Annotated in this window: 19 protein-coding genes and 1 pseudogene; 4 read left to right on the plus strand and 16 right to left on the minus strand. The window is 62.2% G+C overall.

The window, feature by feature from the left end:
- Positions 1 to 636 precede the first annotated feature (636 nt).
- From QF036_RS10360 to QF036_RS10410, 11 genes are all read right to left on the minus strand, one after another.
- Complete coding sequence (locus QF036_RS10360; protein WP_306926192.1) at positions 637 to 1,032, minus strand: GlcG/HbpS family heme-binding protein; 396 nt, start codon at positions 1,030 to 1,032, stop codon at positions 637 to 639.
- Complete coding sequence (locus tag QF036_RS10365) at positions 969 to 2,093, minus strand: aldo/keto reductase (protein ID WP_307101513.1); 1,125 nt, start codon at positions 2,091 to 2,093, stop codon at positions 969 to 971. Before QF036_RS10365 ends, QF036_RS10360 begins: the two co-directional genes overlap by 64 nt.
- Before the next feature lie 127 nt (positions 2,094 to 2,220).
- Entirely contained in the window at positions 2,221 to 2,991 is a 771-nt protein-coding gene (locus QF036_RS10370; protein WP_307101515.1) for a cysteine hydrolase family protein, read from the minus strand.
- An 86-nt stretch (positions 2,992 to 3,077) separates the two neighbouring features.
- A complete protein-coding gene (locus tag QF036_RS10375) occupies positions 3,078 to 3,809 on the minus strand; it encodes a gluconate 2-dehydrogenase subunit 3 family protein (protein ID WP_306926186.1) in 732 nt (243 codons plus the stop codon).
- A gap of 14 nt (positions 3,810 to 3,823) precedes the next feature.
- Positions 3,824 to 5,506 (minus strand): GMC oxidoreductase, encoded by a 1,683-nt coding sequence (locus QF036_RS10380; protein ID WP_307101517.1) that lies wholly within the window; start codon positions 5,504 to 5,506, stop codon positions 3,824 to 3,826.
- Between the two features lie 80 nt (positions 5,507 to 5,586).
- Entirely contained in the window at positions 5,587 to 6,759 is a 1,173-nt protein-coding gene (locus tag QF036_RS10385) for a sugar ABC transporter substrate-binding protein (RefSeq protein ID WP_306926181.1), read from the minus strand.
- Between the two features lie 84 nt (positions 6,760 to 6,843).
- Positions 6,844 to 7,875, minus strand: coding sequence for an ABC transporter permease (locus QF036_RS10390; protein ID WP_307101519.1), 1,032 nt, complete (start codon positions 7,873 to 7,875; stop codon positions 6,844 to 6,846).
- A gap of 2 nt (positions 7,876 to 7,877) precedes the next feature.
- Positions 7,878 to 8,933 (minus strand): ABC transporter permease, encoded by a 1,056-nt coding sequence (locus QF036_RS10395; protein ID WP_306926179.1) that lies wholly within the window; start codon positions 8,931 to 8,933, stop codon positions 7,878 to 7,880.
- Positions 8,930 to 10,516 carry a sugar ABC transporter ATP-binding protein gene (locus QF036_RS10400; RefSeq protein ID WP_306926177.1) on the minus strand — a complete coding sequence of 529 codons (1,587 nt, stop codon included), beginning with the start codon at positions 10,514 to 10,516 and terminating at the stop codon, positions 8,930 to 8,932. The genes QF036_RS10395 and QF036_RS10400 overlap by 4 nt, the downstream gene beginning before the upstream one ends.
- A 383-nt stretch (positions 10,517 to 10,899) precedes the next feature.
- Positions 10,900 to 11,910 (minus strand): aldose epimerase family protein, encoded by a 1,011-nt coding sequence (locus QF036_RS10405; RefSeq protein WP_307101521.1) that lies wholly within the window; start codon positions 11,908 to 11,910, stop codon positions 10,900 to 10,902.
- A gap of 19 nt (positions 11,911 to 11,929) precedes the next feature.
- Entirely contained in the window at positions 11,930 to 13,126 is a 1,197-nt protein-coding gene (locus QF036_RS10410; RefSeq protein ID WP_306926173.1) for an ROK family protein, read from the minus strand.
- A gap of 216 nt (positions 13,127 to 13,342) precedes the next feature.
- Between QF036_RS10410 and QF036_RS10415 the strand changes: the two genes are divergently transcribed.
- The 3 genes from QF036_RS10415 (at position 13,343) to QF036_RS10425 (ending at position 17,229) form a co-directional block, all read left to right on the plus strand.
- Complete coding sequence (locus QF036_RS10415; protein WP_307101523.1) at positions 13,343 to 14,419, plus strand: Gfo/Idh/MocA family protein; 1,077 nt, start codon at positions 13,343 to 13,345, stop codon at positions 14,417 to 14,419.
- Positions 14,420 to 14,555: 136 nt separating this feature from the next.
- Positions 14,556 to 15,743 (plus strand): xylose isomerase, encoded by a 1,188-nt coding sequence (gene xylA / locus QF036_RS10420; RefSeq protein WP_307101525.1) that lies wholly within the window; start codon positions 14,556 to 14,558, stop codon positions 15,741 to 15,743.
- A 73-nt stretch (positions 15,744 to 15,816) separates the two neighbouring features.
- Positions 15,817 to 17,229, plus strand: a complete 1,413-nt coding sequence (locus tag QF036_RS10425; RefSeq protein ID WP_307101527.1) for a xylulokinase — start codon at positions 15,817 to 15,819, stop codon at positions 17,227 to 17,229.
- Positions 17,230 to 17,243: 14 nt separating this feature from the next.
- Here QF036_RS10425 and QF036_RS10430 read toward each other — a convergent pair.
- Together QF036_RS10430 and QF036_RS10435 are read right to left on the minus strand one after the other, a co-directional pair.
- A pseudogene (locus tag QF036_RS10430) lies at positions 17,244 to 17,737 on the minus strand (FBP domain-containing protein); the annotation flags it as partial.
- 269 nt (positions 17,738 to 18,006) lie between these two features.
- Positions 18,007 to 18,966 (minus strand): plastocyanin/azurin family copper-binding protein, encoded by a 960-nt coding sequence (locus QF036_RS10435; protein ID WP_307101529.1) that lies wholly within the window; start codon positions 18,964 to 18,966, stop codon positions 18,007 to 18,009.
- Positions 18,967 to 19,867: 901 nt separating this feature from the next.
- Between QF036_RS10435 and cspE the strand changes: the two genes are divergently transcribed.
- Positions 19,868 to 20,071, plus strand: coding sequence for a transcription antiterminator/RNA stability regulator CspE (gene cspE / locus QF036_RS10440; protein WP_104046164.1), 204 nt, complete (start codon positions 19,868 to 19,870; stop codon positions 20,069 to 20,071).
- 423 nt (positions 20,072 to 20,494) lie between these two features.
- Here the strand turns inward: cspE and QF036_RS10445 are convergent, their stop codons facing one another.
- The 3 genes from QF036_RS10445 to QF036_RS10455 form a co-directional block, all read right to left on the minus strand.
- A complete protein-coding gene (locus tag QF036_RS10445; RefSeq protein ID WP_307101530.1) occupies positions 20,495 to 20,842 on the minus strand; it encodes a DUF202 domain-containing protein in 348 nt (115 codons plus the stop codon).
- A gap of 3 nt (positions 20,843 to 20,845) precedes the next feature.
- Complete coding sequence (locus QF036_RS10450; protein WP_307101532.1) at positions 20,846 to 21,244, minus strand: YidH family protein; 399 nt, start codon at positions 21,242 to 21,244, stop codon at positions 20,846 to 20,848.
- A 90-nt stretch (positions 21,245 to 21,334) separates the two neighbouring features.
- On the minus strand, positions 21,335 to 22,741 hold the full coding sequence (locus QF036_RS10455; protein ID WP_307101534.1) for an MFS transporter: 1,407 nt from the start codon (positions 22,739 to 22,741) through the stop codon (positions 21,335 to 21,337).
- Positions 22,742 to 22,787: the final 46 nt, after the last annotated feature.

The following is a 22,787-nucleotide window of genomic DNA, read 5'->3' on the forward strand; positions in this document are numbered from 1 at the left end:
GATGCTCACCGCCCTTTCTTCCATGGCTCGAGGGTTTACGTCGATAGCTGTTCATGGTTGCCGTCGGAGTCGGCTACATGACGGTGTGGATTCTTACCGCGATGGGCCGAAGCGAGGTGCTGCTGTCTGGCTGGTCTTTCATGGTTGTTCATTGCCGGCCTGTGGGATGACTGCATGACGGAATGATGAGCCGCCGAACCATCCTTAGCGGATAAGAGCCTATACGTCAGGCCCTGGTGCGCCTTGCCTTCTAGTGAACTGTCGCCGCTGGTGTCCGAAAGCCCGCGCGTCGGCATGGCCTCTTTCGGCCCAACTCGTTTCGAGGTCTCTGTGGCGATGCGCTGGGGTGTCCCTGTCATGTTGGCATCCAAGAGTTTCGAGAGCCGCCGTCGGAAACGAAGGAAGCGGGCCTTACCTCGATAGCCCGGCAGCTACCTGCCCAACGTCAGATTTGGGTGTACGCCAACCGGACAACTGGAGGTTGCTGTTCAAAACCGTGATGGCACAGATTACGAGTTCGGAGCGCGTGGCTTGCTCCGGTTTTGCTCTGCCGGAGCTTCGACAGATTAGCTGCCCAGCCCGTTGTGGGTAAGGGCCACACCATCAAAGGTTCAACCCTGGCGTGTGTGCGAAGAGTTAGGTGACGGTCTGCCCAAGCGCACTCTGTAGGATGTCGATGTCCTCTTCCGTAGTTCCTCCCGAAATTCCGACACCGACTTTGCGACCGTCCGAAAGCGTCGTGGGCGCCCCGCCACCGAAGGTGATTAGTTTGCTGCCGGAGTTGACGGCGAGGCCGTACAGGGGCTGGCCGGGCAGTACTTGGTTTGCCAGTTCCTCCGTGGCCACATCGAAGGAGGCTGCTGTGTAGGCTTTGCGGAAGGCCATCTCGAGGGAGTGCAGTGGTGCGCCGTCCATCCTGTGCAGGAGAACCGGGTTGCCATGTGTGTCTACGATGCTGACAACCACGTTCACGCCTGCTTCTGCGGCTGCATTTTCGGCTGCGGCGGCGATTTTTTCCGCTTCTTGAAGCATTTGTTGGGGTCCTTAGTATCCGGAGGATTGTTTAGGCTCGACGGGGAAGGGGTGTGGGCTGGCAGCAGGCCGTTGGTAGTCAGCTCGTTCCAAAGCCCGTCGGGTACTTCCTCTTCGAGCCATGAGTAGTTCTGTTTCTGTTGCTCGACGCTGCCGGCCCCCATGCAGACGTTGCTGATGGCTGGATGCGACGCTGCGAACTGGACCGCGACAGCGCCAAGGGATACGCCGTAGTCGCCGCAGAGATCCTCGATTGGCCGTACCTTCGCGATGAGTTCGGCGCTTGCGGGAGCGTAGTTGAACTGGGCGCCGCGGATTGTTCCTGTGGCCAGGATGCCGGATCCGAACACCCGTCCGTTGATGACTGCTATTCCTCGCGTCTGGCAAAGGGGAAGCAGCTCTTTGGCTGCCTCCTGGTCCAGGAGGTTGTAGGTTCCTGCGATCAGCGTGCAGTCGATGTCGACCATGTTCACCGCGTTGATGCATACGTCCACTTCGTTCACGCCTATCCCTATGGCGCTGACCACTTTTTGCTCACGGAGGGACAGAAGCGCTCTGAACGCACCCTCTATGGCTTCCTGAAATCGTTGACGGTGCCTGTCTCCGTGCGTCCACCGGTCGGTGTCATGGACGAGCAGTACATCGAAGCGGTCCGTCGCCATTCGCTGCATGCTGTCTTCGACTTGCCTCATGACGCCGTCATAGGAATAGTCGTATTCCATGCGCATCGGCGGCGTGTTTTTCCAAGGTCCGGCGTCGAAGGTGCCTGAGGGTGCGGGGTGGAGGGTACGGCCGACCTTTGTGACCAGTGCATACTCGTCGCGGTTCCGGTCCATCAGTTCATCCGCGAGCCGGTATTCGGCCAGTCCGTGCCCGTACATGGGAGCGGTATCAAACAGGCGGACGCCTGATTCCCAGGCATGGTTGACCAGATTGCGGGCTTCGGTGGTGGGCATGACTTTTCCCATGTTGCCCAGGGCTACGGAGCCAAAACCTGCCAACGTGGTTGACCAGCCGGCACGTCCGAAGGTCCGTTGGGCGGCGATGCTGAGTGGGGCCATTGGGTTCTTCTTTCACCTGGTGAACAGGCCGGTTTCCGTGCGCGGATGCACAGGATGAGGAGTGCTTTTGCGCTTGCCGCCCGCGTCCGGGTTGCAGACGCGGGCGGCAGGGGCGGTGCTGTGGCGTTTAGCGTGTTGCGCTTGTCAGCTGTTCGCCGGACTTTGTCTGGGCGGCGGATGAGCGCTCCACCAGGGCAGCGAACTCGTCGCTGGACATCACGTCGGCGTATTGTGCCTGGATGTTGCGCAGCGACTCCCAGTATTGGCCGTAGCCTTCGGGTGTTTCGTGATCGAATTCCGGGTTGCGGCCGTGGGTGTTGATCGGGATGGCAGTCCCCGCGTCGGCGACGACGATGACCTTGTAGCCGCGGTCGAACCCGTCGCGGGCCGTCGTGGGGACGCAATTGGCCGTCGACGACCCGATGATGACCAGATACTCCGCTCGGTCCTGCATCAGGTACTCGTTGAAAGCAGTCCCGTAGAAGCTGCTGTTGCGGTGCTTCTGGAAGACGGGTTCGCCTTTTTGCGGTTCGAATCCGTCGACGAGGGCGCCGTTCCAGGTGCCGTGGTTGAAGGGGGAATCCGGCTCGTTCCATGAAGGGTACTTCAGTCCCCAGATACCAAGGTCTGCGCCCTCGGGGTGCATGCCCCAGAGTGACCAAATGACCTTCATACCCTTTTCGCGGGCGAGTCCCAGGATCCTCTTTGCAGGGCCGAGGGATTCCTGGCCGGAGGGAGCGCCGCCGACGCTTTCGATGTAGTCGGCGCCCTTGGGATCGAGGCAGAGGTTCTGGATGTCCAGTGCGTGCACGACGGTCTTGCTGAGGTCGATGGTGTCGGGGATGAAGCGGTAGGAACGGTCGACGTACTTGTTGAGCTTGTCTTCGAAGGCGGTCATTGTCTTCTTTCCTCTCGATTTATTTCAGATGGTCCTGCGCCGGCTCTGAAGCGCCGGAGACGGGTTACCTTGGTCGTCCAGGACGGTCACTGACCGTTCTGCTGCTGGTTGGAGGTGGGATCCTGGCTGTGTTTGAAACCGGGGACCAGATCTTCCCAGTCGTATTCCTGGATAAAGAACTCGGCGGTGCTGTAAGTGCCGTCCATGGTGTCCTTCAGGCTCTTTGGTCCCACGAAACCGACCGTTTTCCAGCCCATCTGGTCCTTATTTCCCCCGTAGACGGGATCGCCGTAGAAGCCTTGGCGGACGTGGAGGCAGAGCGTGTCGAAAAAACTCTTGCCTTCGTCGGTGTTGCCCTGGAGGCGTGAGTAGTACACCTCTCTGGATGTGAGGGACACAGGGACGGGTTTGGGCGCGCCGCTGATTTGTTCGAGCACTTCGTCCTGAATCTGGTCGGAGGCCTCTTTGAAGGACGGGGCGCGCAGTTCCCGTGCCTTCGTGTCCAGCTCGAGGATGCCTTCCCGGTACAGGCGTTGCATGTTGGCGTTCCGGGCCCGGGCTGCGTGGGCATCTTTATCTGCCAGTTGCAGGAATCCGCTTCCGTCGGCTGCGGCGTAGAGGTAGTCGATGCCGGACAGGTACCTGTCGATGAAGACGATGACGCGTGCCTCGCGGGCCCCCGGATCGTGATCCGTGGGCATGATCCTGGCCGCTGCTGCTTCGATCGTGTCCCACTCGTGGTCGGTGAAGAATAGCTTTTCGGTCGTATCAGGATCGATGTGAATGGGTGCTATTTCCCAGTCAGCTTTTGACACCATTTGTTCTCCTCCTTCTAGGATTTTTTGATTGGGGACAGGTTCAGCCGTTCCGAGCGGCCCTTCATGTAGATGTTGGCGATGTAGTCCGCGCAGCGCCAGGAATGCGCCATGATCGTGAGCGTGGGGTTCACGCCGAGTGCGGTGGGGAAGCCTGCCCCGTCGAGGACGAAGAGGTTTTCGACGGAGTGCGTCTGGCCCCATTCGTTTAGCACGGACTTGGCAGGGTCGGTGCCCATCCGCACGGTGCCCTGCTGGTGGCAGGCGTTTCCGGTGAACTCGTCCCCGAGGTAGACGGGAATCGTCTTCTTCGCGCCGGCCGCTTGGAGGATCTCCTGGTTCTTGTCGATCTGCCACTTGCTCATGGCGATGTCGTTCGCGTGAGGTTTGTTGGTGATGCGCGCGACAGGCATTCCCCAGGCATCTTTGACGGTGGGGTCCAAGTCGACCCTGTTTGTCTCCTGCGGCATGTCCTGGAGGATGAATCCGATTTTCATGGAGTAGTCGAAGTAGTCACGGTCGGCGTCCTTCATGGCCTGTCCCCAGGTGGGTCGTCCGGGCATGATGGCGTTGATGGCCTGTCCGATCTGGGTGGTGGCGATGATCCCTCCGCCGATGTGGCCGCGGCTTTCGTCTGTCTCGTAGAAGTGGGTGGATCCGCCGCTTTGGTAGTTCCCGGTCCACCCGTGCAGCGGGTCTTCCATGTCCCTGTCGAAGAGTCCGACGGCGAAGATGTACTCGTGGAAGGTGGCGTTCTTGCCGACCAGTCCTGAATCGTTGGCCAGGCCGTCGGGGAATTTGTTGGATGAGGACAGGAGCATGAGACGCGCGGATTCGATGGCGCCGAGTGCGAGAATGACCACCCGGGCGTCCTGTTCGATTTCCAGTCCGCTGGGGTCGATATAGATGACTCCTGTGGCTTTCCCGTCTTTTCCAACCTTGACTTCACGGACGAAGCTGTCGGCCCGGACCTCGAAGTTTCCGGTGGCCAGGGCTTCCGGGATGTAGGTCGTGGCGACGCTGGACCGGGTCTGGGTGGGGTCGCCGTACTGGTTCCAGAAGCTGGTCCGGTTGACCGCGGGCCGACCAAGCGCGTTGCCTTCGGTCAGGTGCGACATCGGCAGGGGGAAGGAGTTGATGCCGAGCTTGTTGGAGCCTTCGTAGAATTTCTTGCCGAAGCTGGTGGGGGGCAGCGGGGCACTGGGGTAGGCCTTGCTGCGGAAGCCTTCACCCTTGTCGGCGCCGGCGAGGCCGGAAATGCCGTAGCTCCATTCAACCTTTGTCAGGTAGGGCTCGAGATGCTCGTAGCGGTAGGGCCAGTCGGCCAGGCTTGCTCCCTCAAGTTCGCCGTGGAGGGAGTGGAAGATGAAGTCCGAGACACGCGGCCGCGGCATCCACCCCGCCATGTGACTCGTTCCGCCGCCGACGTTGGACGGCACGGGGGAGAAGTTGAAGATCCGTGCTTCGGATTTGTCATCGCTGCGGACGGTGCGGGGCATGAGGTTCACGTCCGGCCACAGGTAGCTGCGGTTCTGGAACTTCAGCTCGTCTCCCGAATAGTGCTCTTCCGGGCGCAACCAGGGACCTTTATCAAATCCGACGACCTTGTATCCGGCCTCGCTGAGTACTTTTGCTGCCGGCCCGCCGCCGGCTCCCAGCCCTACGATTACGACATCGACCGGGTCCATTTTTCGCTTCATTGCGCGAACCTTTCATGCTTTTCAGAGGAACTTGCTGGGTCCCGGTCCGGTGTCCATACCCGACCGGGACAGGTGGCCGGTCAGTACTTGCCGGGGCCGCTGAGGACGTTCTTGAGGACTCCTTCGTGCCAGTCAACGTTGGACTTGTCCACGACGCCGGTGGGGATGCGGATGAACTGGTTGACTTCCTGGCCGAGGAACTCATGGGCGAAGAGGGTTTCGATCATCCGGCTGCCCATCTCAGAGCTGTTCACGTCCACGGTGGCGGTCAGTTTTCCGGCTTTGATGGCGTCCATGCCCGAGACGAGGCCGTCGGCGCCGATGGTGATGATGCCGGAGGTTCCGTCCCAGTGCTTCAGGCCCCGTGCGTCGATAGCCTGGGCGGCTCCCAGGGCCATGTCCTCGTTCTCGCCGTAGATGGCTTTAACGTCCGGGAACTTCGTCAACAGGTCCTGCGCAGCGGTGAGTCCCTTGTCACGGACGTACCCGCCGTCTGCTTCGCCGACAATCTTCATGTCCGGGTATTCAGCGATGGCCTTCTTGAAGCCGAGCTGACGCAGCTTGGTCCAGTCGGACCCCGAGGGGCCCATGATCTGGATAATGGAGCCTTGCCCCTTTAGCTGCTTGGCAATGTACTGCCCGGCGAGGTACCCGGACTGCCACCGGTCGTCGTAGCCGATGTTGGACACGGTGGACAGGCCGCCGGTGGGGTTCTCGGCCTGGGAAGGGTTGGCGAGCTCTTCGGTGGAGTTGAACTGGTAGAAGTCAATGCCCTTGGCGGACCCTTGCTTGTACAGGGCCTGCATGGTCGAGGCGTTGGCGGCTGAGCAGACGAAGACGGCGTCGAACTTGCGGGCGATGTATCCCTGCACGATGCCCAGGGTCTCAGTGCCGGAGTGGGCGTCGTTCAGGGCTCCCTGGCGTTCCCACTTCCACTTCACCCCAAAGCGGTCCTCGTATTCCTTCATCTTGTTCTGGGCGGCTTTTTCAACCTGGGTGTAAAACTCGGAGAGGATTGGCGGGGCGAATCCGACCTTGATTTCACGGCCGTTGACGATCTTTTTGACTGTCTCGTCAGGGAGGTAGTCCGTGCCTCCGCCGCCGCTGGCTCCTGCGTTGGAGCCTCCGCCGGACGAGTTCACGGTGGTGCAGCCGGTGAGGAGCAGCGCTGCTGCTGTCGCCGTGCAGGCGAGGGCGAGACGGGCCCTGCTGCCGCGGCGGCCTGGCCGTGTATTCACTGTGGTTGAGCTCATCGTTGATGCTTCCTTCACTTGTGGATGGGGCTTTCTTGCCACAACTGCGTGGCTGGTTTGGAGTTGGGTTAGGCAGGGATTCCTTCAAGGACCGAGAGCTCTGCGCTGGCGCACCTTGGCGCTGATGACTGCGCTGAGGCGGTTGGCCAGGACGGCGACGACCAGGATGGCGCCGATGACAATCTTTTGATAGCTGGACGGGACGCCGACGAGGTTGATCAGGTTGACTGTTGCGGCCAGGGTGATTGCCCCGAGGATGGCGCCGAGGATCCGGCCGCGGCCTCCAGTCAGGGCTGCGCCGCCGATGACCGCGGCGGCGATCGCTTGGATCTCGTAACCGTTGCCGAGGTCAGCAGGGACGTTGGTGTTGCGGCCTGCCATGATGATGCCGGCGACTGCCGCTGCCAGGCCGCTGACGATGTAGGCCTGGGCGCGGATGCGGTCTACGCGGACACCTGATTGCATGGCGCCGGTCTTGCTGCTTCCGACGGCGAAAAAGTGCGTTCCGAGGCGGGTGGAGCCGAGGATTCCTCCGAGGACCAGTGCGACGGCAAGGGCGATCAGCATCGGAAGGGTGAGGGGTCCCACCAGCGGGGTCAGGCCGCCGATCGTGTAGAACTCGGGGACCATGTAGCCGATGATCGGAACACCTTTGGTCCAGATGTAGAGGATGCCGCTGGCGAAACCGAGCATGGCGAGCGTGGCGATGAAGTCAGGCAGGCCGAGCCTGGTGATTAGCAGGCCGTTGCCGATTCCGACCAGGGCACCTGTGGCCAGGGCGGCGAGCAGGGCTGCGATGAGCGGCAGTCCGTAGTTCATGGTTGTGGCCGCAACGCCGGCGCAAAGGGCCATGGTCGTGCCGATTGAGAGGTCGATTCCTCCGGAGATCAGGACCACGGTCATTCCCATGGCCAGGATCATGACGATCAGGCTGGTGTTGAGGAGGTTGTAAAGGTTGGATGGGTTCAGGAAGACCGGCAGTGCGAACGCGGAGATCAGGCAGATCAGAAGCAGCAGGGCCAATACACCGAGTGTCGGGTCCACCAGGAGGCGGCCGGCTGCCCGGTCCGTCAGGCTCTTGTTGTCCTTCATTGGGGTGGTGGTTGTGGTGCTCATTGTCAGTCCTGCTTCCCGGTGCTGAGCAAGTGGTTTTCGCGGTCGCTCTTGGTTGTTGGGGGCGGCGTTGACGATGTTCTGCCACCGCGCCTTCTGATGCTGCTGAGCGCGAACTGCTGGATCCGGCGATCAAAGACGACGCCCGCGACGATGCACAGGCCGGTGACGATGCTGAAGTAGACCGGGTCCACGCCGTTGAGCCGCAGCCCTTGCTGCAGGCTGGCGAGCATGAGCCCGCCGGCGACTGCAGCCCAGACTGAGCCCCTGCCGCCGGCGAGGCTGACACCGCCGAGGACTGCGCCGGCGATCGCAACGAATTCGTAGCCATTGCCGAGGAATGCCTGGACGGCTCCGAGACGGGATGCGAGGAGAACCCCGGCGGCGCCTGCGAGCAGGCCCGAAAGGACGAAGGTTTCGAGCCTGACGCGGTTGACGTTCACTCCTGCGACGTTGGCCGCTGATGCGCCGATGCCGATGGCGAAGATGCGCCGGCCGAAGATTGTCTTGATGAGGAAGAACTGCATGAGCACGAAGAGGATCGCAGCGATCCAGAAGGCATTGGGAATGCCGAGCAGGTTCCCGTACACGATCTCGGAGAAGCCGGGAGTCGTGACTCCCTGCAGCGGAACCTGCTCCGTGAGCACAATGAGCAGTCCGCCGGCGATGTTCAATGTGGCCAGGGTGACGATGAAGTCGTTGATGCCGAAACGGGTGATCATGAGCCCGTTGAAGAGGCCGAAGACCAGCCCCGTGCCGACGCCGACGAGAACTGCGATCCATGTGGGGGCGCCCGAGACCAGTGTCCACATGGTTGTGCCGGCGCTGAGCCCGGCCACAGTACCAACAGAGAGATCGATGCCGCCGCCGACGATGACGATGGAAACGCCCACGGTAAGGAGCAGGATGGGGATTGCGTTGTTAATGTAATCGCGCACGCTTCCGGGAGTCAGGAACACTGGCGACATGATCTGGAAGACGATGACAACGATCACAAGGGCGATAGCGATGGGGACGCCGGTAGTGGAAAGGACGCGGGAGGTGGTCCGCTGGAAGTTCATGATTCGGTCCTGCCTGCAGACATCGCGAGGATGCGGTTCTTAACGGCTTCAAACTGCCCCGAGACCAGCGCGTGCTGAACTTGGTCGACCGAGCCCACGAGGCGGCCCTTTTTCATGACCACGACGCGGTGGCTGAGTTCGACGAGTTCGGCGATTTCGGAGGCGATGACGATGGCGGCGCCGCCGTTGGCGACGAATTCACGGATCAGGTTGTGGACCTCGACCTTCGCGGACACGTCGATCCCTTGGGTCGGCTCATCGAAAATCAACAGGTCCGGGTTCGTGTTGAGGCAACGGGCGACAATGGCCTTTTGCTGGTTCCCGCCGCTGAGGTTGCGGATTTTCTCCCTGACGTCCGCCGTCTTGATACCAAGCCGCCGACGATAGTTTTCGGCCTGGGCGACTTCGTCCCTGTTTTTCAGAACGAACCCGAGCTGCGAGACACGGCCGAGGCTTGAGATGGAAATGTTCTCCGCAACCGACAGCTCGGGCAGGATGCCCAGCTGTTTCCGGTCTTCGGGGAGCATCGCCAGACCCTTCCGGTAGGCGGCGCTCGATTCGGAGAACCGGACTGCTTCGCCTCTCAGGTGCACTGTTCCGCTGCTGATCTTGTCGATGCCCATAATGGCCCGGGCAAGCTCGGTGCGGCCCGCGCCCGCCAGGCCGGAAATACCCAGGATTTCTCCCTTGTGGACAGTAAGTGAGATGTCGCGAAGGATGTAGCTGCGGTTGACGTCGGTGAGGCGGAGCACTTCTTCGCGGGACTCTTCTGCCTCCGTCACGGCCGGCGCAGTGGCCATGGAGCCGAACTCCCCTGCTGCGATACCGAACATCATGGCCAGCAGATCGTCAACGCTGGTGTCGGACACGTTCACGGTGCCCACACTCCGGCCGTCCCTGAACACGGTCGCTGTATCGGCGAGCCCGTACAGCTCCTCCAGATGGTGGGTGACCCAGACCAGGGAGACGCCCTTGTCGCGCAGGCGGCGCATATGTTCGAACAGGTTGAGGCGCTCCTCTTCTTCCAACCCCGAGGTCGGCTCGTCCAGGATGAGAAGACGCGTGTCGAATGCCAGGGCCTTGACGATTTCCACGACGCGCTTCTTCAGGGCGCCGAACTCGCCGACCGGAAGCTTCAGATCTTCCCCGGATAGACCGAATTCCGCGGCAAGGTCACGAACGCGTTCCTCCATCCGGCGACGGTCCAGCCTCATGTTCAAGCCGATGAAGCGTGCGTTGACCTCTCTGCCGAGGAAGATGTTGTCCAGGGTAGTCAGCGCGGGGACCAGGGAGAGTTCCTGATGGATGGTGTTGATGCCGCTGCCCAAGGCATCGCTCGGACGGCGAAGCTCAAGCGGAGCGCCTGAGAGGGTGATCGTTCCGGCGTCTGGCGGGGTCAGTCCTGACAGGATATTGATGAGGGTCGATTTGCCGGCGCCGTTGCCGCCGAGCAGCGCATGGATTTCGGCCGGACGAACCTGCAGTCCGACGCTATCCAGGGCAGTAACGCCGGCATAGTGTTTGCTGATTCCATCGGCGTCCAGCAGGAATCCATCAGCAGCCGGGGCTGGGCGTTCAGTCACGCGATCGCTCCTTCTCATCGTTGAAAGTGGCGGTGGTAGAAGATCCCCAGAAGTGACCTGAATCACTAAGTGCCAATATAGTGGTTTCAAACAACAAAAAGCAATAGTCGCTTTCTGGATGCTTATTTTGGGGGACCCTTTTACCGCGCGGACAGGCGGCTCGCCTGCTCACTACCTTGGTTCACGGGAACTTTTGGAGCCTTCGGGGCCGGCCGGTGGCGCGTTCGGCGTCAAACATGCGCTGCTCTGACGCATCTCCTACCGTGCGCTCAGCCGCAGAAGCAGTTGCTTCGTGGAATATGTTTTGACAAACGACGGTCAGCAACTTGCCTGTCAGCAGCTGTTCAAGGCCGCAGGTCCGGGCGGGCACCGGCAGCCGAGAGTTAACGGGTGCGGAATTTGTAACAGATCACGTGCCGGTACTCCTGGGCTGCCGGCACGACGATGGAGGGAAGGCCGGGAAGCGCGGGAGAGTCGGGGACTTTTTGGGGTTCGAGGCACAATGCATGGCCCGCGGCGAAACTCACCCCGTTCCGCCCCTGGAGCGCCGGCAGCCGGTTGGCGCTGTAGACCTGAAGGGCTGGCTCCGTGGTGAACAGTTCAACGCTTCGACCGCTGTCTGGGTCATAGAGAATGGCGGCTCGCCTGAGACTGCCGTCGCTGTCGTCCAACAGGTAAGTGTGGTCCAGTCCCGGCCAAGGTTCACCGCCACCCTCCGGGAGGGCGTCGCCGATGCGTCGTTGCTGCCGGTAGTCCAGCGCCGTCCCCGGCACCGGCACCAGCGAGCCGGTGGGTATCAGATCCGCGCTGGTCGCCAACGTGTTGTGCGCCTGGATCATCAGCTGGTGTCCGGTGATGGGAACGTTGCCGCCCGCCAGATTCCAGTAGGTGTGGTTTGTCAGATTTACGGGAGTGGTCCGGTCGCAGGTCGCTGTCAGGACGACCCGCAGCTCATTGTCCTCCGACAGTGCGTATTCAGCGCGCGCATGCAGAGTACCGGGATAGCCTTCCTCCCCGTGCGGACTGACGTACTCGAAGATTACGCCAGCTCCAAGGCTGGGGTGACTTGCTGCCACAGACCATTCCACGCGGTCGAAGCTTCGGTGCCGGCCGCCGTGCAGGTGGTTGTCTCCCTCGTTGGGATCAAGCTGTAAATCCAGGCCGCCGGAAAGGAAGTGGCCGCCGGCGACGCGTCCGGCCACCCGGCCGATCGTGGAGCCAAGGTACAGGTTCGCATGCTGTTCGTATGGCGCCAGTCCGTCAAATCCGAGGACTACGTTCTCTGCCAGCCCGTTCCTGTCCGGGACGTTGAGTTCAACGAGACGCGCTCCGAAGCTGCTGAGTGTCATGGCGAGTCCATGGCCATTAGATACAGTGATTTCGTCAGGACCCATGGCACGCCTTTCTCAGGTGCTAAAGGGACTTCTCCAGCAGGGGCCGGGGTTCCGCGTTCAGGACTCCCGCCGGGTCGGCCAGGAGCGCCGCGAAGGCCAACTCCGCCGCACCCACCATGAGCAGGTCCGTTCCGAGCTTTGGCCGGCAAATGGTCACATCATTCCAGGCCGCTGGCAAGGCCTCGTGTGTGACGGCGTTGTGGAGGCGGTCCGGGTCGGTGGCGTAAAGGGACCCGAGAAAGCCGCCGAGGATGATCAGCCGGGGGTTGAGGATGTTAATCGCGCTTCCCAGGGCAATGCCGAGGAAATCGAGCTGGCGGTTCACTTCTGAGCGGACAGCCAGGGATTTGGCGGCAAACAGGGCCCGTTCAAGTTCTTCAGTGTCTGCGGACACCAGGCCAAGGACTTCCAACAGTGCTTCCCTGGTCACTTCGGACTCAAGGGTGCCGTGTGCGCCGGCGGTATCGGTCCGGCCATTGCTGCGTACCCGCATGTGTCCCAGTTCTCCCGCGTACCCGCTGGCACCGCCCAGAGCGACGCCGCCTGAGATAACTCCGCCGCCAACACCGCTGGCACCGCCGTTAAGGTAAATCATGTCGTCGATCCCGCGCCCTGCCCCGAAAGTCCTTTCCGCGAGGGCGCCAAGGCTCGCGTCATTCGCAGCTGATGTGGGGAAACCGGTGGCCTCGGTGAGCATCTCGGTCAGCGGTTCATCTTTCCACCCAAGATGCGGGGCCAGCCGGACGCGGCCGCTTTCCTGGGAGACGAGCCCTGGCACTGCGACTCCAACGCCTACAATCCGGTTCTCAGAGTTCATCCCCGCGCTGATCGCTTCAATGATGGCTGAGGTGATATTGACAGCTTCCCTTACCGTGGGCGGCTTCTCTGTTGCATACCGGATGCGGTTCAACACTGTGCCCCCCAGGCCGACCACGCCCACGGTAACGGCGTCAACTTCAGGGTTCACCGCAATCGCCACAGTGCTTGCGGCCGTGCGGACCACGGAGCTCGGGCGACCGACCTGGCTGGTGGCTTCCGGCAGGGCTTCGAAGACGAGCTGAAGATCAATAAGCTCCCCGACCAAGGCAGCAATGGTCGATCTGTTCAGGCCTGTGCGGCGGGTAAGTTCCGCGCGCGGAACACTTCCTGCATGGTGCACAAGGGTAAGAATCGTGGAGAGGTTGTGCTGGCGGACGCTGTCCAGATTGTTGCCCATCCTCGTTGCCCCGCGCGGCGGTTCCTGGCTGGGCGAAGTGCCCTTACTGACCGGCAATGCATTCTCCAACCTCATCGTGCGTCCAACCCCTCAAGAAGGACACCGTCCATCTAAGAGTGAGCGGTGCGGACCGCAAAGTCCACTCCGCATCTGGGATCGCTAATCCTAATATGTGGTGAGCTTGAACAAATTGCCTTTCCAACCTATCCTTCCAGTATGACCTACATCACAGCCGGCCCTTCGAATGGCGGTCCTATCCGCACAGGCGTCGTCGGATACGGGCTTGCAGGTAAAGTCTTTCATTGCCCGTTCATTGAAGCTAGCCCCGAATTCTCGCTGGATTTCATTGCAACAAATGACCCCGAACGCAGACGCCAGGCGAGCCGTGACTACCCTCGTGCCGCCATTGTTGCTGATGCCAACGAACTCCTGAAGCATGCGGCCGACCTGGATCTCGTGGTGTTGGCCAGTCCTCCCGGCGCTCACCTCGAGCAAGGGTCGGCTTTCCTCGACCAAGGTGTGGGAGTGGTCGTGGACAAGCCCTTCGCCGCTTCGGTGGCTGAGGCGGAGGAACTGATCAGTAAAGCGGAGGAAGTGCAACGGCCCCTGGCGGTGTTTCAGAACCGCCGCTGGGACGGCGACTTCCTCACCGTGAAGAAGATCCTCGCCGCAGGTGAGCTGGGTGAGGTGTACCAGTTCGAATCCAGCTTTGAACACTGGGCGCCAAAGACCGAGTCCAGGTGGCAGGACGTCACGCCTGCAGCCCTGGGCGGCGGGGTGGCCTATGACCTGGGAAGCCACCTGATCGATCAGGCCCTGGTCCTTTTCGGGCCGGTGTCCGCCGTACGGGCAGACCTTCGAACCGTCCGGGAAGGCGGCGGAAATGACGATGCCAGCTACATCGAATTAACCCATGAATCCGGGGTGCGCTCCCGCTTGTGGATGAGCAGGGTCGGCGCCCAGCCCGGTCCCCGGTTCCGTGTTCTCGGCACAGCAGGAGCGTACGTTTCCTACGGCTTGGACGGCCAGGAACCCGCTTTGGCCGCCGGCATCCTGCCCACTGATGAACGTTACGGAACGGAGCCCGCAGAGACATGGGGAACGCTGGGTGTCTCCGCCCCCGGATATCCGGCACCCTCAAAGGTTCCCACCGAACGGGGCAATTACCCGGCCTTCTACCGGGGGGTCGCTGCTGCCGTGCAGGGGACAGGGCCCGTACCGGTCGAACCGCATGAGGCCCTCGAAGTCGTCAAGATCCTGGAACGCATCCACAGCGAGCCGCAGCAGCCCTGAAACGCAGCCGCCCACGGCCGCCCGCCTCTGGCGGCGGCGCCAAAGACCGTCACGGTGCCGGGGCCCAGGACCCGTCGCCGACTCTTCGCCCATGCGAAAAACACTCAACACCAACTAGCCCAAAGAGGTGCTAATCATGGCAGTACAACCAACCCCCGAGGACCGTTTCACCTTCGGCCTGTGGACCGTCGGCTGGACGGGGGGAGACCCGTTCGGCGTTCCCACCCGGGCAGCGCTCGACCCGCTGGAAGCCGTGCGCAAACTCGCAGAGATCGGCGCCTACGGCATCACCTTCCATGACAACGACCTCATACCGTTCGAGGCCACCGCCGCGGAACGCGAGCTCATCCTGAAGAACTTCAAAGCAGCCCTCACCGAAACGGGACTCAAGGTCCCCATGGTCACCACGAACTTGTTCAGCCACCCCGTCTTCAAGGACGGGGGATTCACGTCCAACGATCGCTCGGTCCGCCGCTACGCGCTGGCGAAGGTCCTGACGAATATCGACCTGGCCGCCGAATTGGGCGCCGAAACGTTCGTCATGTGGGGCGGCCGCGAAGGCAGCGAATACGACGGATCCAAGGACCTCTCGGCTGCCCTTGACCGGATGAAGGAAGGCGTCGACACGGCAGCTGGTTACATCAAAGAAAAGGGATACGGCCTCAGGATCGCCCTCGAGCCCAAGCCGAACGAACCCCGCGGCGACATCTTCCTTCCCACTGTCGGCCATGGCCTAGCCTTCATCGCCCAGCTCGAACATGGCGACATCGTAGGGCTGAATCCGGAAACTGGGCACGAGCAGATGGCAGGTCTGAACTTCACCCACGGCATCGCCCAGGCGCTGTGGGCTGGAAAGCTCTTCCACATCGACCTCAACGGCCAGCGCGGCATCAAGTACGACCAGGACCTGGTGTTCGGCCACGGTGACCTCACCAGCGCATTCTTCACAGTCGACCTGCTCGAGAACGGCTTCCCTAACGAGGGACCGCGGTACGAAGGTCCGCGGCACTTCGACTACAAGCCCTCACGCACGGACGGATATGACGGAGTTTGGGATTCAGCCAAAGCCAACATGTCCATGTACCTGATGCTGAAGGAGCGCGCCCTGGCATTCAGGGCAGACCCCGAAGTGCAGGAAGCACTCCGAACGTCCGGCGTCTTCGAACTCGGTGAGCCAACGCTCTCAGCAGGGGAAACCCCCGCTGAGCTGCTCGCGGACCGCTCGGCGTTCACAGAGTTTGATGCCGGAAAGGCCGCGGAGCGCTCGTTCGCCTTCATCCGGCTCAACCAGCTGGCCATGGAGCACCTGATGGGTGCGCGATAGCCACGGATCCCCTCGCCGCCGGGCACGGGATCCGTGCCCGGCGGCAAACACCACAAGCAGAGGAGATCAGCCAATGCCCCTGGTAGCCGGTGTGGACAGCTCCACCCAGTCCTGCAAGGTGGTCATCCGCGATGCGCGCAGCGGTGCCCTGGTTCGCCGAGGTTCAGCCCGGCACCCGGAGGGGACCGAGGTCGACCCCGAAGTCTGGTGGTCCGCCCTTCAAAAAGCCATCAGAGCCAGCGGAGGTCTTGATGACGTCGCAGCCGTTTCGGTGGCCGGACAGCAACACGGCATGGTCTGCCTCGACGCCGACGGACAAGTCATCCGGCCTGCGCTCCTATGGAACGACACCCGGTCGGCCAGCGCGGCTCAGGCACTCATAACGGAAGCAGGACCAGATGGGGCCAGCTACTGGGCGACGGACATCGGGACCGTTCCTGTTGCCTCTCTCACCGCGACAAAGCTGCGTTGGCTTGCTGAAAACGAACCGGACAACGCCAGTCGCACCGCAGCTGTCTGCCTGCCCCACGACTGGCTGAGCTGGCGGTTGGCCGGCTACGGGCCAGGCTCTGGCGCTGCCGGCCTCGATGCCCTCCGTACCGACCGTTCCGACGCATCAGGCACAGGCTACTGGTCTCCCTCAGCCGGGAGTTACCTGCCCGAGGTACTGGAACGGACGCTCGGCCACGTGCCCGTCCTCCCCAAGGTACTCGGTCACCTGCAGGCAGAGCACAAAACGCCATCCGGCGCGCTCATCGGCCCCGGGGCCGGGGATAACGCAGGAGCGGCCCTCGGCGTGAATGCCGGAATTGGCGATGTCATTGTCTCAGTAGGCACGTCCGGCACCGTGTTCGCCGTGTCGGCCACTCCGACAGCAGACCCCGCGGGTCTGGTGGCTGGCTTCGCCGACGCCACCGGGAACTTCCTTCCCCTGGTGTGCACGCTGAACGCCTCAAGAATCCTCGATGCAACGACGAGGATCCTTTCCGTTGATTTACCGGAACTGTCTGAACTGGCGCTGGCTGCGCCCGTGGGCGCAGGAGGGCTTGTGCTTGTTCCATATTTCGAGGGTGAACGGACGCCGAACCTCCCGAACGCCACCGGTTCCCTCCACGGAATCACCCTCGCCAATTTCAACCCACCCAGCCTCGCCCGTGCATCCTTTGAAGGCATCGCTTGCTCCCTTGCCGACGGACTCGCCGCCCTTACCGCTATGGGGGTCACAGTGCAGCGCATCATCCTCATCGGTGGCGCTGCGCGCTCTGAAGCGCTGCAACAAGTCACCGCGGGCGTCTTTGGGATGCCCGTCGCAATTCCCGAACCCGGCGAATATGTCGCCGACGGAGCAGCGCGACAAGCCGCCGGAGTACTCCTTGGAAAATTTCCCGACTGGTCACTCGGCGCGGCCAAGAAGATCACCACCGAAGCGACGCCGGAAGTACTCAAACGCTACCGGGCGGCTGCCAACCTTGCCGCCATTGCCTGAGCAACACGACTCACTCATTCTCCGTGCGGGGCCCCTGACCGGCTTCTTGGCTGGTCGCCGCCTAGCCTCTGGACCCGATTGAGAAAGTGACCGGTGCGGTTTTGGAGGCCCATAATCTGGCGGAGGACGACGGCCGCCGGGCCCGGGTTGATCTCATTGGCCGGAGGTTCCTTTCGCACGTTCTCGCAGCACAGAAAGTCGGCGCAGATTAACGTGCCAACGGTGTTTCCGTCACGACCGGACGGGCCAGCGCGCTTGGCCACCCAAAGGAGCACATCCTCCTGGAGAACACATCCCGGCACAACTCACAGAGCACTGAGCGGTTCTTCTTGGCACCGCCCTCGGGCGCGCGGAGCATTATCCCGGTCACGTCTTGGGGCCCGGGCACTACCAAATACCCCCGAAGCGGCATCTTCTCGTCGCGCCAGCCCAGGAGGTCCAGGCTGTCCCATGCCCGGGAATCGAGGTCTTTGGGCAGGGTGAGCCTTGCGGCCGACGAACGGGTTGCCGCCGGCGCGGTTCGGCTCGCAACCTACTGCCGCGACCTGGAAACAGTACGCACGAACGGCCGAAGGCCGGACCCAGTGGCGGTCCGGGCCGAATTGTCCGGGGTGTCCGCCACGTTATCCGGGATGCCTCCCGGCCCGGGCATTTTCCACCCCAACACCAAGGTTCTCAGCCCTGAACCGGCAGCACGCTTCGCGAAGTTCCTGAAGCGGAGCACGATCCAACATGAAGGGGACCACCATAAGGAGCCGGAAGGCCTCGAGGGTTTGCTCAGGAGCGGACTTCCACTTCGCCGATCATGCCCATGTAGTCGTGGAGCGCGCAGATGTAAGCGAACTCGCCGGCCTTGTTGAACGTGACCGTGAACTTGGTGCCCGGTTCCATCAGGCCAGAGCTGAGGTTCCCGCCCGTGAAGTTTTTGGGATTGCCGACGGGGGCGAAGATGTTCGCAGGCTCGTGGCCGAAGGTGACGGTGTGAGGCGCACCCATTCCGGCGTTCCGGAACGTCACGGTGTCACCGACATGGACAACAATCTCGTGATGGACAAACCGCATCAGCATCGCGGTTTCGTTGTCTGTTCCGGCGATCACCTGGTGGTTGCTGGCTTGGTCGCGGGCTGCTTCCCATTGCTCCTCGCCGTCCCGCACAATCTTCCGTTCCTGCTTCCTGGTTTGGTGGTCGTACTGGTCCTGGCTGTACGGGTAGTCAGTACCGGCTGCCCTGACATGCACGGTTCCCTTCATCGCCGTGCCGTGGACCACGCAGTAGTAGGTGAAGGTCCCGGTGTGTGTGAACTTCAGGGCGTAATCCTCCACCGCTTTAAAGCCAGTGTTGGAGACGTTGGCCATGATTCCTGAGTTGTAGTACGAGTGGCCGTCATAGGCGCTGCTGCCCTGCCGACTCAGCTGTTTCGGATTAAACGGGTTGAACGGCTGGAGCTTCTGGCCGCGAGCCAGGAAGGTCACGGTATGGATTTCTGCGGAGTTGGCCTCCCACGTGATCGTGTCCCCGGTGTTGATGTAGATGTTGGACGGGAGGAAGGACATGCCCTGGATGGCCTGGTCCGGTGATTCCGAGCCGACCTGAATGGTCCAGCTCTCGGGCGATGATTCCTCATCGCCGGCCACGGCGAAGCTACTGAGGGACAGCGGCAGGACCAGCGCCGCCACGGACGCAACGAGCCCGCGGACCAGGCGCGTCATTGGATGGGTAGTTAATGGGGAAGTCATGTGACTCATGCCTTCTACTCTGTGCGGGGGACCGCAGGCGGTCGGGACGAATTTCCGGCGTCCGGAGCCCGGATGCCGGAGTGATGCCCGCGCGGCGAGAGTCCGTCGAGACCCTTCTGCTGTCCGCTGTAGCCCAGCCCAGAGAAGGAAGAAGGCGCCGGAACCGGGACCCGCCTCAGACGGGCGACGAAAACACTCTTTCGGTCCTCGGACGAATAAGGGGTGGTTCTGTGAGCCGGCAGAAACCTGATTCATAACCGATGCATTCAGACCAAGGCCCGATCGGTTCGACACTTCAAACGCAGTTCTCATACTGCTCCACGGGCCCAGAATTGTCGAGATCCCGTTGTAACTCACAGAGGCCTCCCATGTGACCGGTACTCAAAGAATCGTTGAGAATGCCCGCCTGGTTGCGCGCCGACATCATGCCGGCGTCAGCACTACCAGCCGCTGCTCCCGCCGGCGACCGCAGAAGCGCGCTAGCGACCTCTGCTCGATTGGTCATCCCCCTGCGGTTAAGCAACAAGAGAAGTCACCAGACAATCCGCGATTCCCGCGTCTACTAACGCACTGGCCGAATGCCGAATGCCGATAACCGGCCTTTCGTCAAGCTATTGTCCGCGGCGGGGGAGGTCACGCCGTCTTTCCCGTAAGGCAGCGGGCCTGAAGGGGCGGGTTTGTGTTGAAGAATCCGAGATCGCGGTTGGACAGGACTGGATCCCAGCGGCTCGCGTGGAGCGGTCGACTACGCCGTGGGCAGTGGGGCAGACCGCTTTATCCAGGTTCCGCTTTTGACCAATCTGTTGCCCGCGCCGGCACTGACACATAGGCTCAACATGTGAGTGGCGGGGACGGCAATCCGACAAGCGGATCCGGCCCGCGAGCCGTGAAGGAAAAAAGCATGGCAACAGGTACGGTCAAGTGGTTCAACGCCGAAAAGGGCTTCGGATTCATTGCCCCCGACGACGGAAGCGCTGACGTGTTCGCACACTTTTCAGCAATCGCATCCAGCGGTTACCGCTCCCTGGACGAGAACCAGAAGGTTCAGTTCGACGTCACCCAGGGCCCTAAGGGTCCGCAGGCGGAGAACATCCAGCCGCTCTAAGTGGTTCTCAGGAAGCTGGCCGGCTGCAAACCGGCCAGCTTCTCTGTTTTCACCCAGCCCCGTTGCCGCACGCATCGCGGCACGACCACAACGGAGGCCCGCCAGCCAAAAGGCAACCGTTCTGAATGTCCAACAATTCCATAACAGCAGCAGCGGGTCTGGCACCCATAGCCGGCGCATCCAGAACCACTGTCGTCCCTACTTCGTGAATTCGGACTCCGTGCCTGCCTCGGCGGAATAGCACAGGACAGCGAAATCCTCTACAAGGTTCAGTAACCGCTTCGAGCCCTTCAACGGCTCACACGTTTCGGCTTCGTGCACGGCCCAGAGCCCCTACCCCTGAGTGATTTTGGAACGCCGATAACCGGCGTTTTCGTCAATACCCAATCGCTCCTCCGGGCGGGGTCTGGCGTAACCTCAAGGTCATTGCTCGAGAGGGATGAGCAGGACGGTGCAGATTCCCAGGGCGGCAAGGATGATGACGCTGGCCGCGACGGCGGCGGTCGAAGCGACGTCCGCTGTAATTGCTTCACCTTTGATGCCGTTGATGGCGCGGTGAAATCTCCGCTTGCGGGTGAGGTTGATAGCCAGGGCCGTAACGATGGCGGCCGCTACGAGCGTTGCCGTGAACCAGCCATGGTCGGGCATCCAGCGAAGGAAGATGGCGGCTGCGACCGTTAGGGACAGGGTGGTGCGTCCCCAGGCCATGTCTGTGCGTTCAGGCTGGAGTCCGGGGTCGCCATGGATTGGTGTATCAGGTGGTGGAGACATGGATCAAACGGGGCGCACGAGGACGAAGACCGTCATGATGGCGGCGACGAGGCCGCCGACGATTGCCAGGACCGGGGCAATCCAAGGCAGTGGAAGCGGGTCCTTGCGGCGCATGGAGCGTTCGACATTCAGCCAGCGGAAGAACGAGCCCCCGCCGATGAGGAGCGCGAGAACGAGGAGCAGAACGGCGACCGTTTTGCGCAGTCCGGGGCCGAATAGATCGGCCATGAAGGCTTCGACGGCGACACCACCGGCGAGCAGTGACAAGGAGGTGCGGATCCACGCCAGGAATGTGCGTTCATTGGCCAAGGTAAAGCGCGGGTCCGGTTCGGTGCCGCCGCCCAGGATCCGGCTGGAGAGTCCGGTTCTTTCACCGCCGCTGCGGGCATCTAAATTCTCCATGGGCGGTTCCTTCCACGTTCATCGTTCGTCAGCGCAGGCGAGTGCGGAGGTCGCGTTGCGACCTCCGCACCGAGTTCCTGGGGTGTTGTTTTAGGCCTTCGTGATTGCCTCTAGTGATGCTGCCTCGGCTCCGGCGGCAGGGGCGGGTGCCTCGGGTGAGAAGCTTGCGGCTACGTCAAGGCCGAGCCGGCGGCGGTCGCGCTGCTGGTTGACGAAGACCAGGGCCAGGACGCCGAACGTCAGCATGAGGCCCCCAGCCAGGGCGAACGCCGCACGGTAGCCGTCTGCCGGGGTGGCTGCACCGCCGATCAGGAATCCGGAGACTGCCGGTGCGAACACGCCACCTGTGGTGAGGACAGCGTTCGCGATGGAGAGGTTAGCGCCGCGCTGTCCGATGGTGGTCAGTTCTGCCACCACCAGGTAGGTGATGGCGAAGAGCGCCGGTGCGGTACCGAAACCGAAGACCATAAGGGTAATGGACAGAACAGGGGACGTGGTCATGGTTGCCCCTACCAGGCAGGCTCCGGCGAAGGCGCCGGCACTGCCGAGTACCCAGCCGCGGGCCTTCCTGGTGGGAACGCCCTTGAGGTGGAGCCGCTGGGTGAGTGCGCTGAGGCCGACGGTGGCAATGGTGCCCCAGGCGGCGGGCAGGGCGATCATGGCACCGGACTGCTGTCCGCTGAAGCCTAGGACGTTTTGGAAGTATGCCGGTCCCCATGACATGGCGAGTGTGAAGGTCCAATAGCCGAAGAAGGACGCCAGGACAGCGAAGATCCAACTGGGGGAGAGGATGGTGCGCCAGTAGCGGATCTTGATTTCGGCCACCACCGGGGTCTCTTCCGGGGCGATGCCGTCAATTTCCTGTTCGGCCTTCCGGCTGGTGTACGGGCCTTCCTTGCCCATGATGAACCAGAAGACAGACCAAACCAGTCCCACGATGGCCAGCACGGCAAAGGCGGTCTGCCACCCAAATTGTCCGATGACCCACGCCAGGACCGGTGCGAACGCCACAATGCCCAACGTCACGCCGGATGATGCCAGCGCGGCGGGGGTGGCGCCCTTCTTCTCGGGGAACCACTTGTAAATGCCATGCATCAGGACCGGCGCCAGCGGGCCCTCGCCGGCGCCGAGCAGCAGGCGGCTTGCCCAGAGCGCGGGCAGTGAGGCGAACAGCAGGATGGGAACCTGGGCCACGGACCACAGCAGGCATAGGACCAGCAGGATCCACTTGCTGGATACCTTGTTGGCGATGGGAGCAGCAACGATCTGGGCCACGCCGAAGGTCAGGAACATGGCACTGCCCACCAGGCCAAACTGCTCGGGTGTGATGCCCAGCTGTTTCATCAGGGGGACGGCCGCGATGCCCAGGACTGCTTTGTCAGCCCAGCTGAGCATCATCAGGAAAAGCAGGCTGAACGTCATGAACCAGCCGTAGCGGTTGCGCTTGGCCCGGGACCAGGTCCGGGGGTCGCGGGAGGTCGCGGAGCCCGGCGTCATATGGGGAGTTTCAGACACGGTTTGCCCAATCGTTGAAGGGGAGTCT

Source organism: Arthrobacter globiformis, from assembly GCF_030817195.1.
GTDB lineage: Bacteria > Actinomycetota > Actinomycetes > Actinomycetales > Micrococcaceae > Arthrobacter > Arthrobacter globiformis_D.

What these genes read in the sequence shown, in the direction of transcription:
- QF036_RS10360 (WP_306926192.1), bottom strand. Translation starts at nt 1,032, where the DNA reads ATGCTTCAAGAAGCGGAAAAAATCGCCGCCGCAGCCGAAAATGCAGCC.
- QF036_RS10365 (WP_307101513.1), bottom strand. Translation starts at nt 2,093, where the DNA reads ATGGCCCCACTCAGCATCGCCGCCCAACGGACCTTCGGACGTGCCGGC.
- QF036_RS10370 (WP_307101515.1), bottom strand. Translation starts at nt 2,991, where the DNA reads ATGACCGCCTTCGAAGACAAGCTCAACAAGTACGTCGACCGTTCCTAC.
- QF036_RS10375 (WP_306926186.1), bottom strand. Translation starts at nt 3,809, where the DNA reads ATGGTGTCAAAAGCTGACTGGGAAATAGCACCCATTCACATCGATCCT.
- QF036_RS10380 (WP_307101517.1), bottom strand. Translation starts at nt 5,506, where the DNA reads ATGAAGCGAAAAATGGACCCGGTCGATGTCGTAATCGTAGGGCTGGGA.
- QF036_RS10385 (WP_306926181.1), bottom strand. Translation starts at nt 6,759, where the DNA reads ATGAGCTCAACCACAGTGAATACACGGCCAGGCCGCCGCGGCAGCAGG.
- QF036_RS10390 (WP_307101519.1), bottom strand. Translation starts at nt 7,875, where the DNA reads ATGAGCACCACAACCACCACCCCAATGAAGGACAACAAGAGCCTGACG.
- QF036_RS10395 (WP_306926179.1), bottom strand. Translation starts at nt 8,933, where the DNA reads ATGAACTTCCAGCGGACCACCTCCCGCGTCCTTTCCACTACCGGCGTC.
- QF036_RS10405 (WP_307101521.1), bottom strand. Translation starts at nt 11,910, where the DNA reads ATGGGTCCTGACGAAATCACTGTATCTAATGGCCATGGACTCGCCATG.
- QF036_RS10410 (WP_306926173.1), bottom strand. Translation starts at nt 13,126, where the DNA reads ATGGGCAACAATCTGGACAGCGTCCGCCAGCACAACCTCTCCACGATT.
- QF036_RS10415 (WP_307101523.1), top strand. Translation starts at nt 13,343, where the DNA reads ATGACCTACATCACAGCCGGCCCTTCGAATGGCGGTCCTATCCGCACA.
- xylA (WP_307101525.1), top strand. Translation starts at nt 14,556, where the DNA reads ATGGCAGTACAACCAACCCCCGAGGACCGTTTCACCTTCGGCCTGTGG.
- QF036_RS10425 (WP_307101527.1), top strand. Translation starts at nt 15,817, where the DNA reads ATGCCCCTGGTAGCCGGTGTGGACAGCTCCACCCAGTCCTGCAAGGTG.
- QF036_RS10435 (WP_307101529.1), bottom strand. Translation starts at nt 18,966, where the DNA reads ATGACTTCCCCATTAACTACCCATCCAATGACGCGCCTGGTCCGCGGG.
- cspE (WP_104046164.1), top strand. Translation starts at nt 19,868, where the DNA reads ATGGCAACAGGTACGGTCAAGTGGTTCAACGCCGAAAAGGGCTTCGGA.
- QF036_RS10445 (WP_307101530.1), bottom strand. Translation starts at nt 20,842, where the DNA reads ATGTCTCCACCACCTGATACACCAATCCATGGCGACCCCGGACTCCAG.
- QF036_RS10450 (WP_307101532.1), bottom strand. Translation starts at nt 21,244, where the DNA reads ATGGAGAATTTAGATGCCCGCAGCGGCGGTGAAAGAACCGGACTCTCC.
- QF036_RS10455 (WP_307101534.1), bottom strand. Translation starts at nt 22,741, where the DNA reads ATGACGCCGGGCTCCGCGACCTCCCGCGACCCCCGGACCTGGTCCCGG.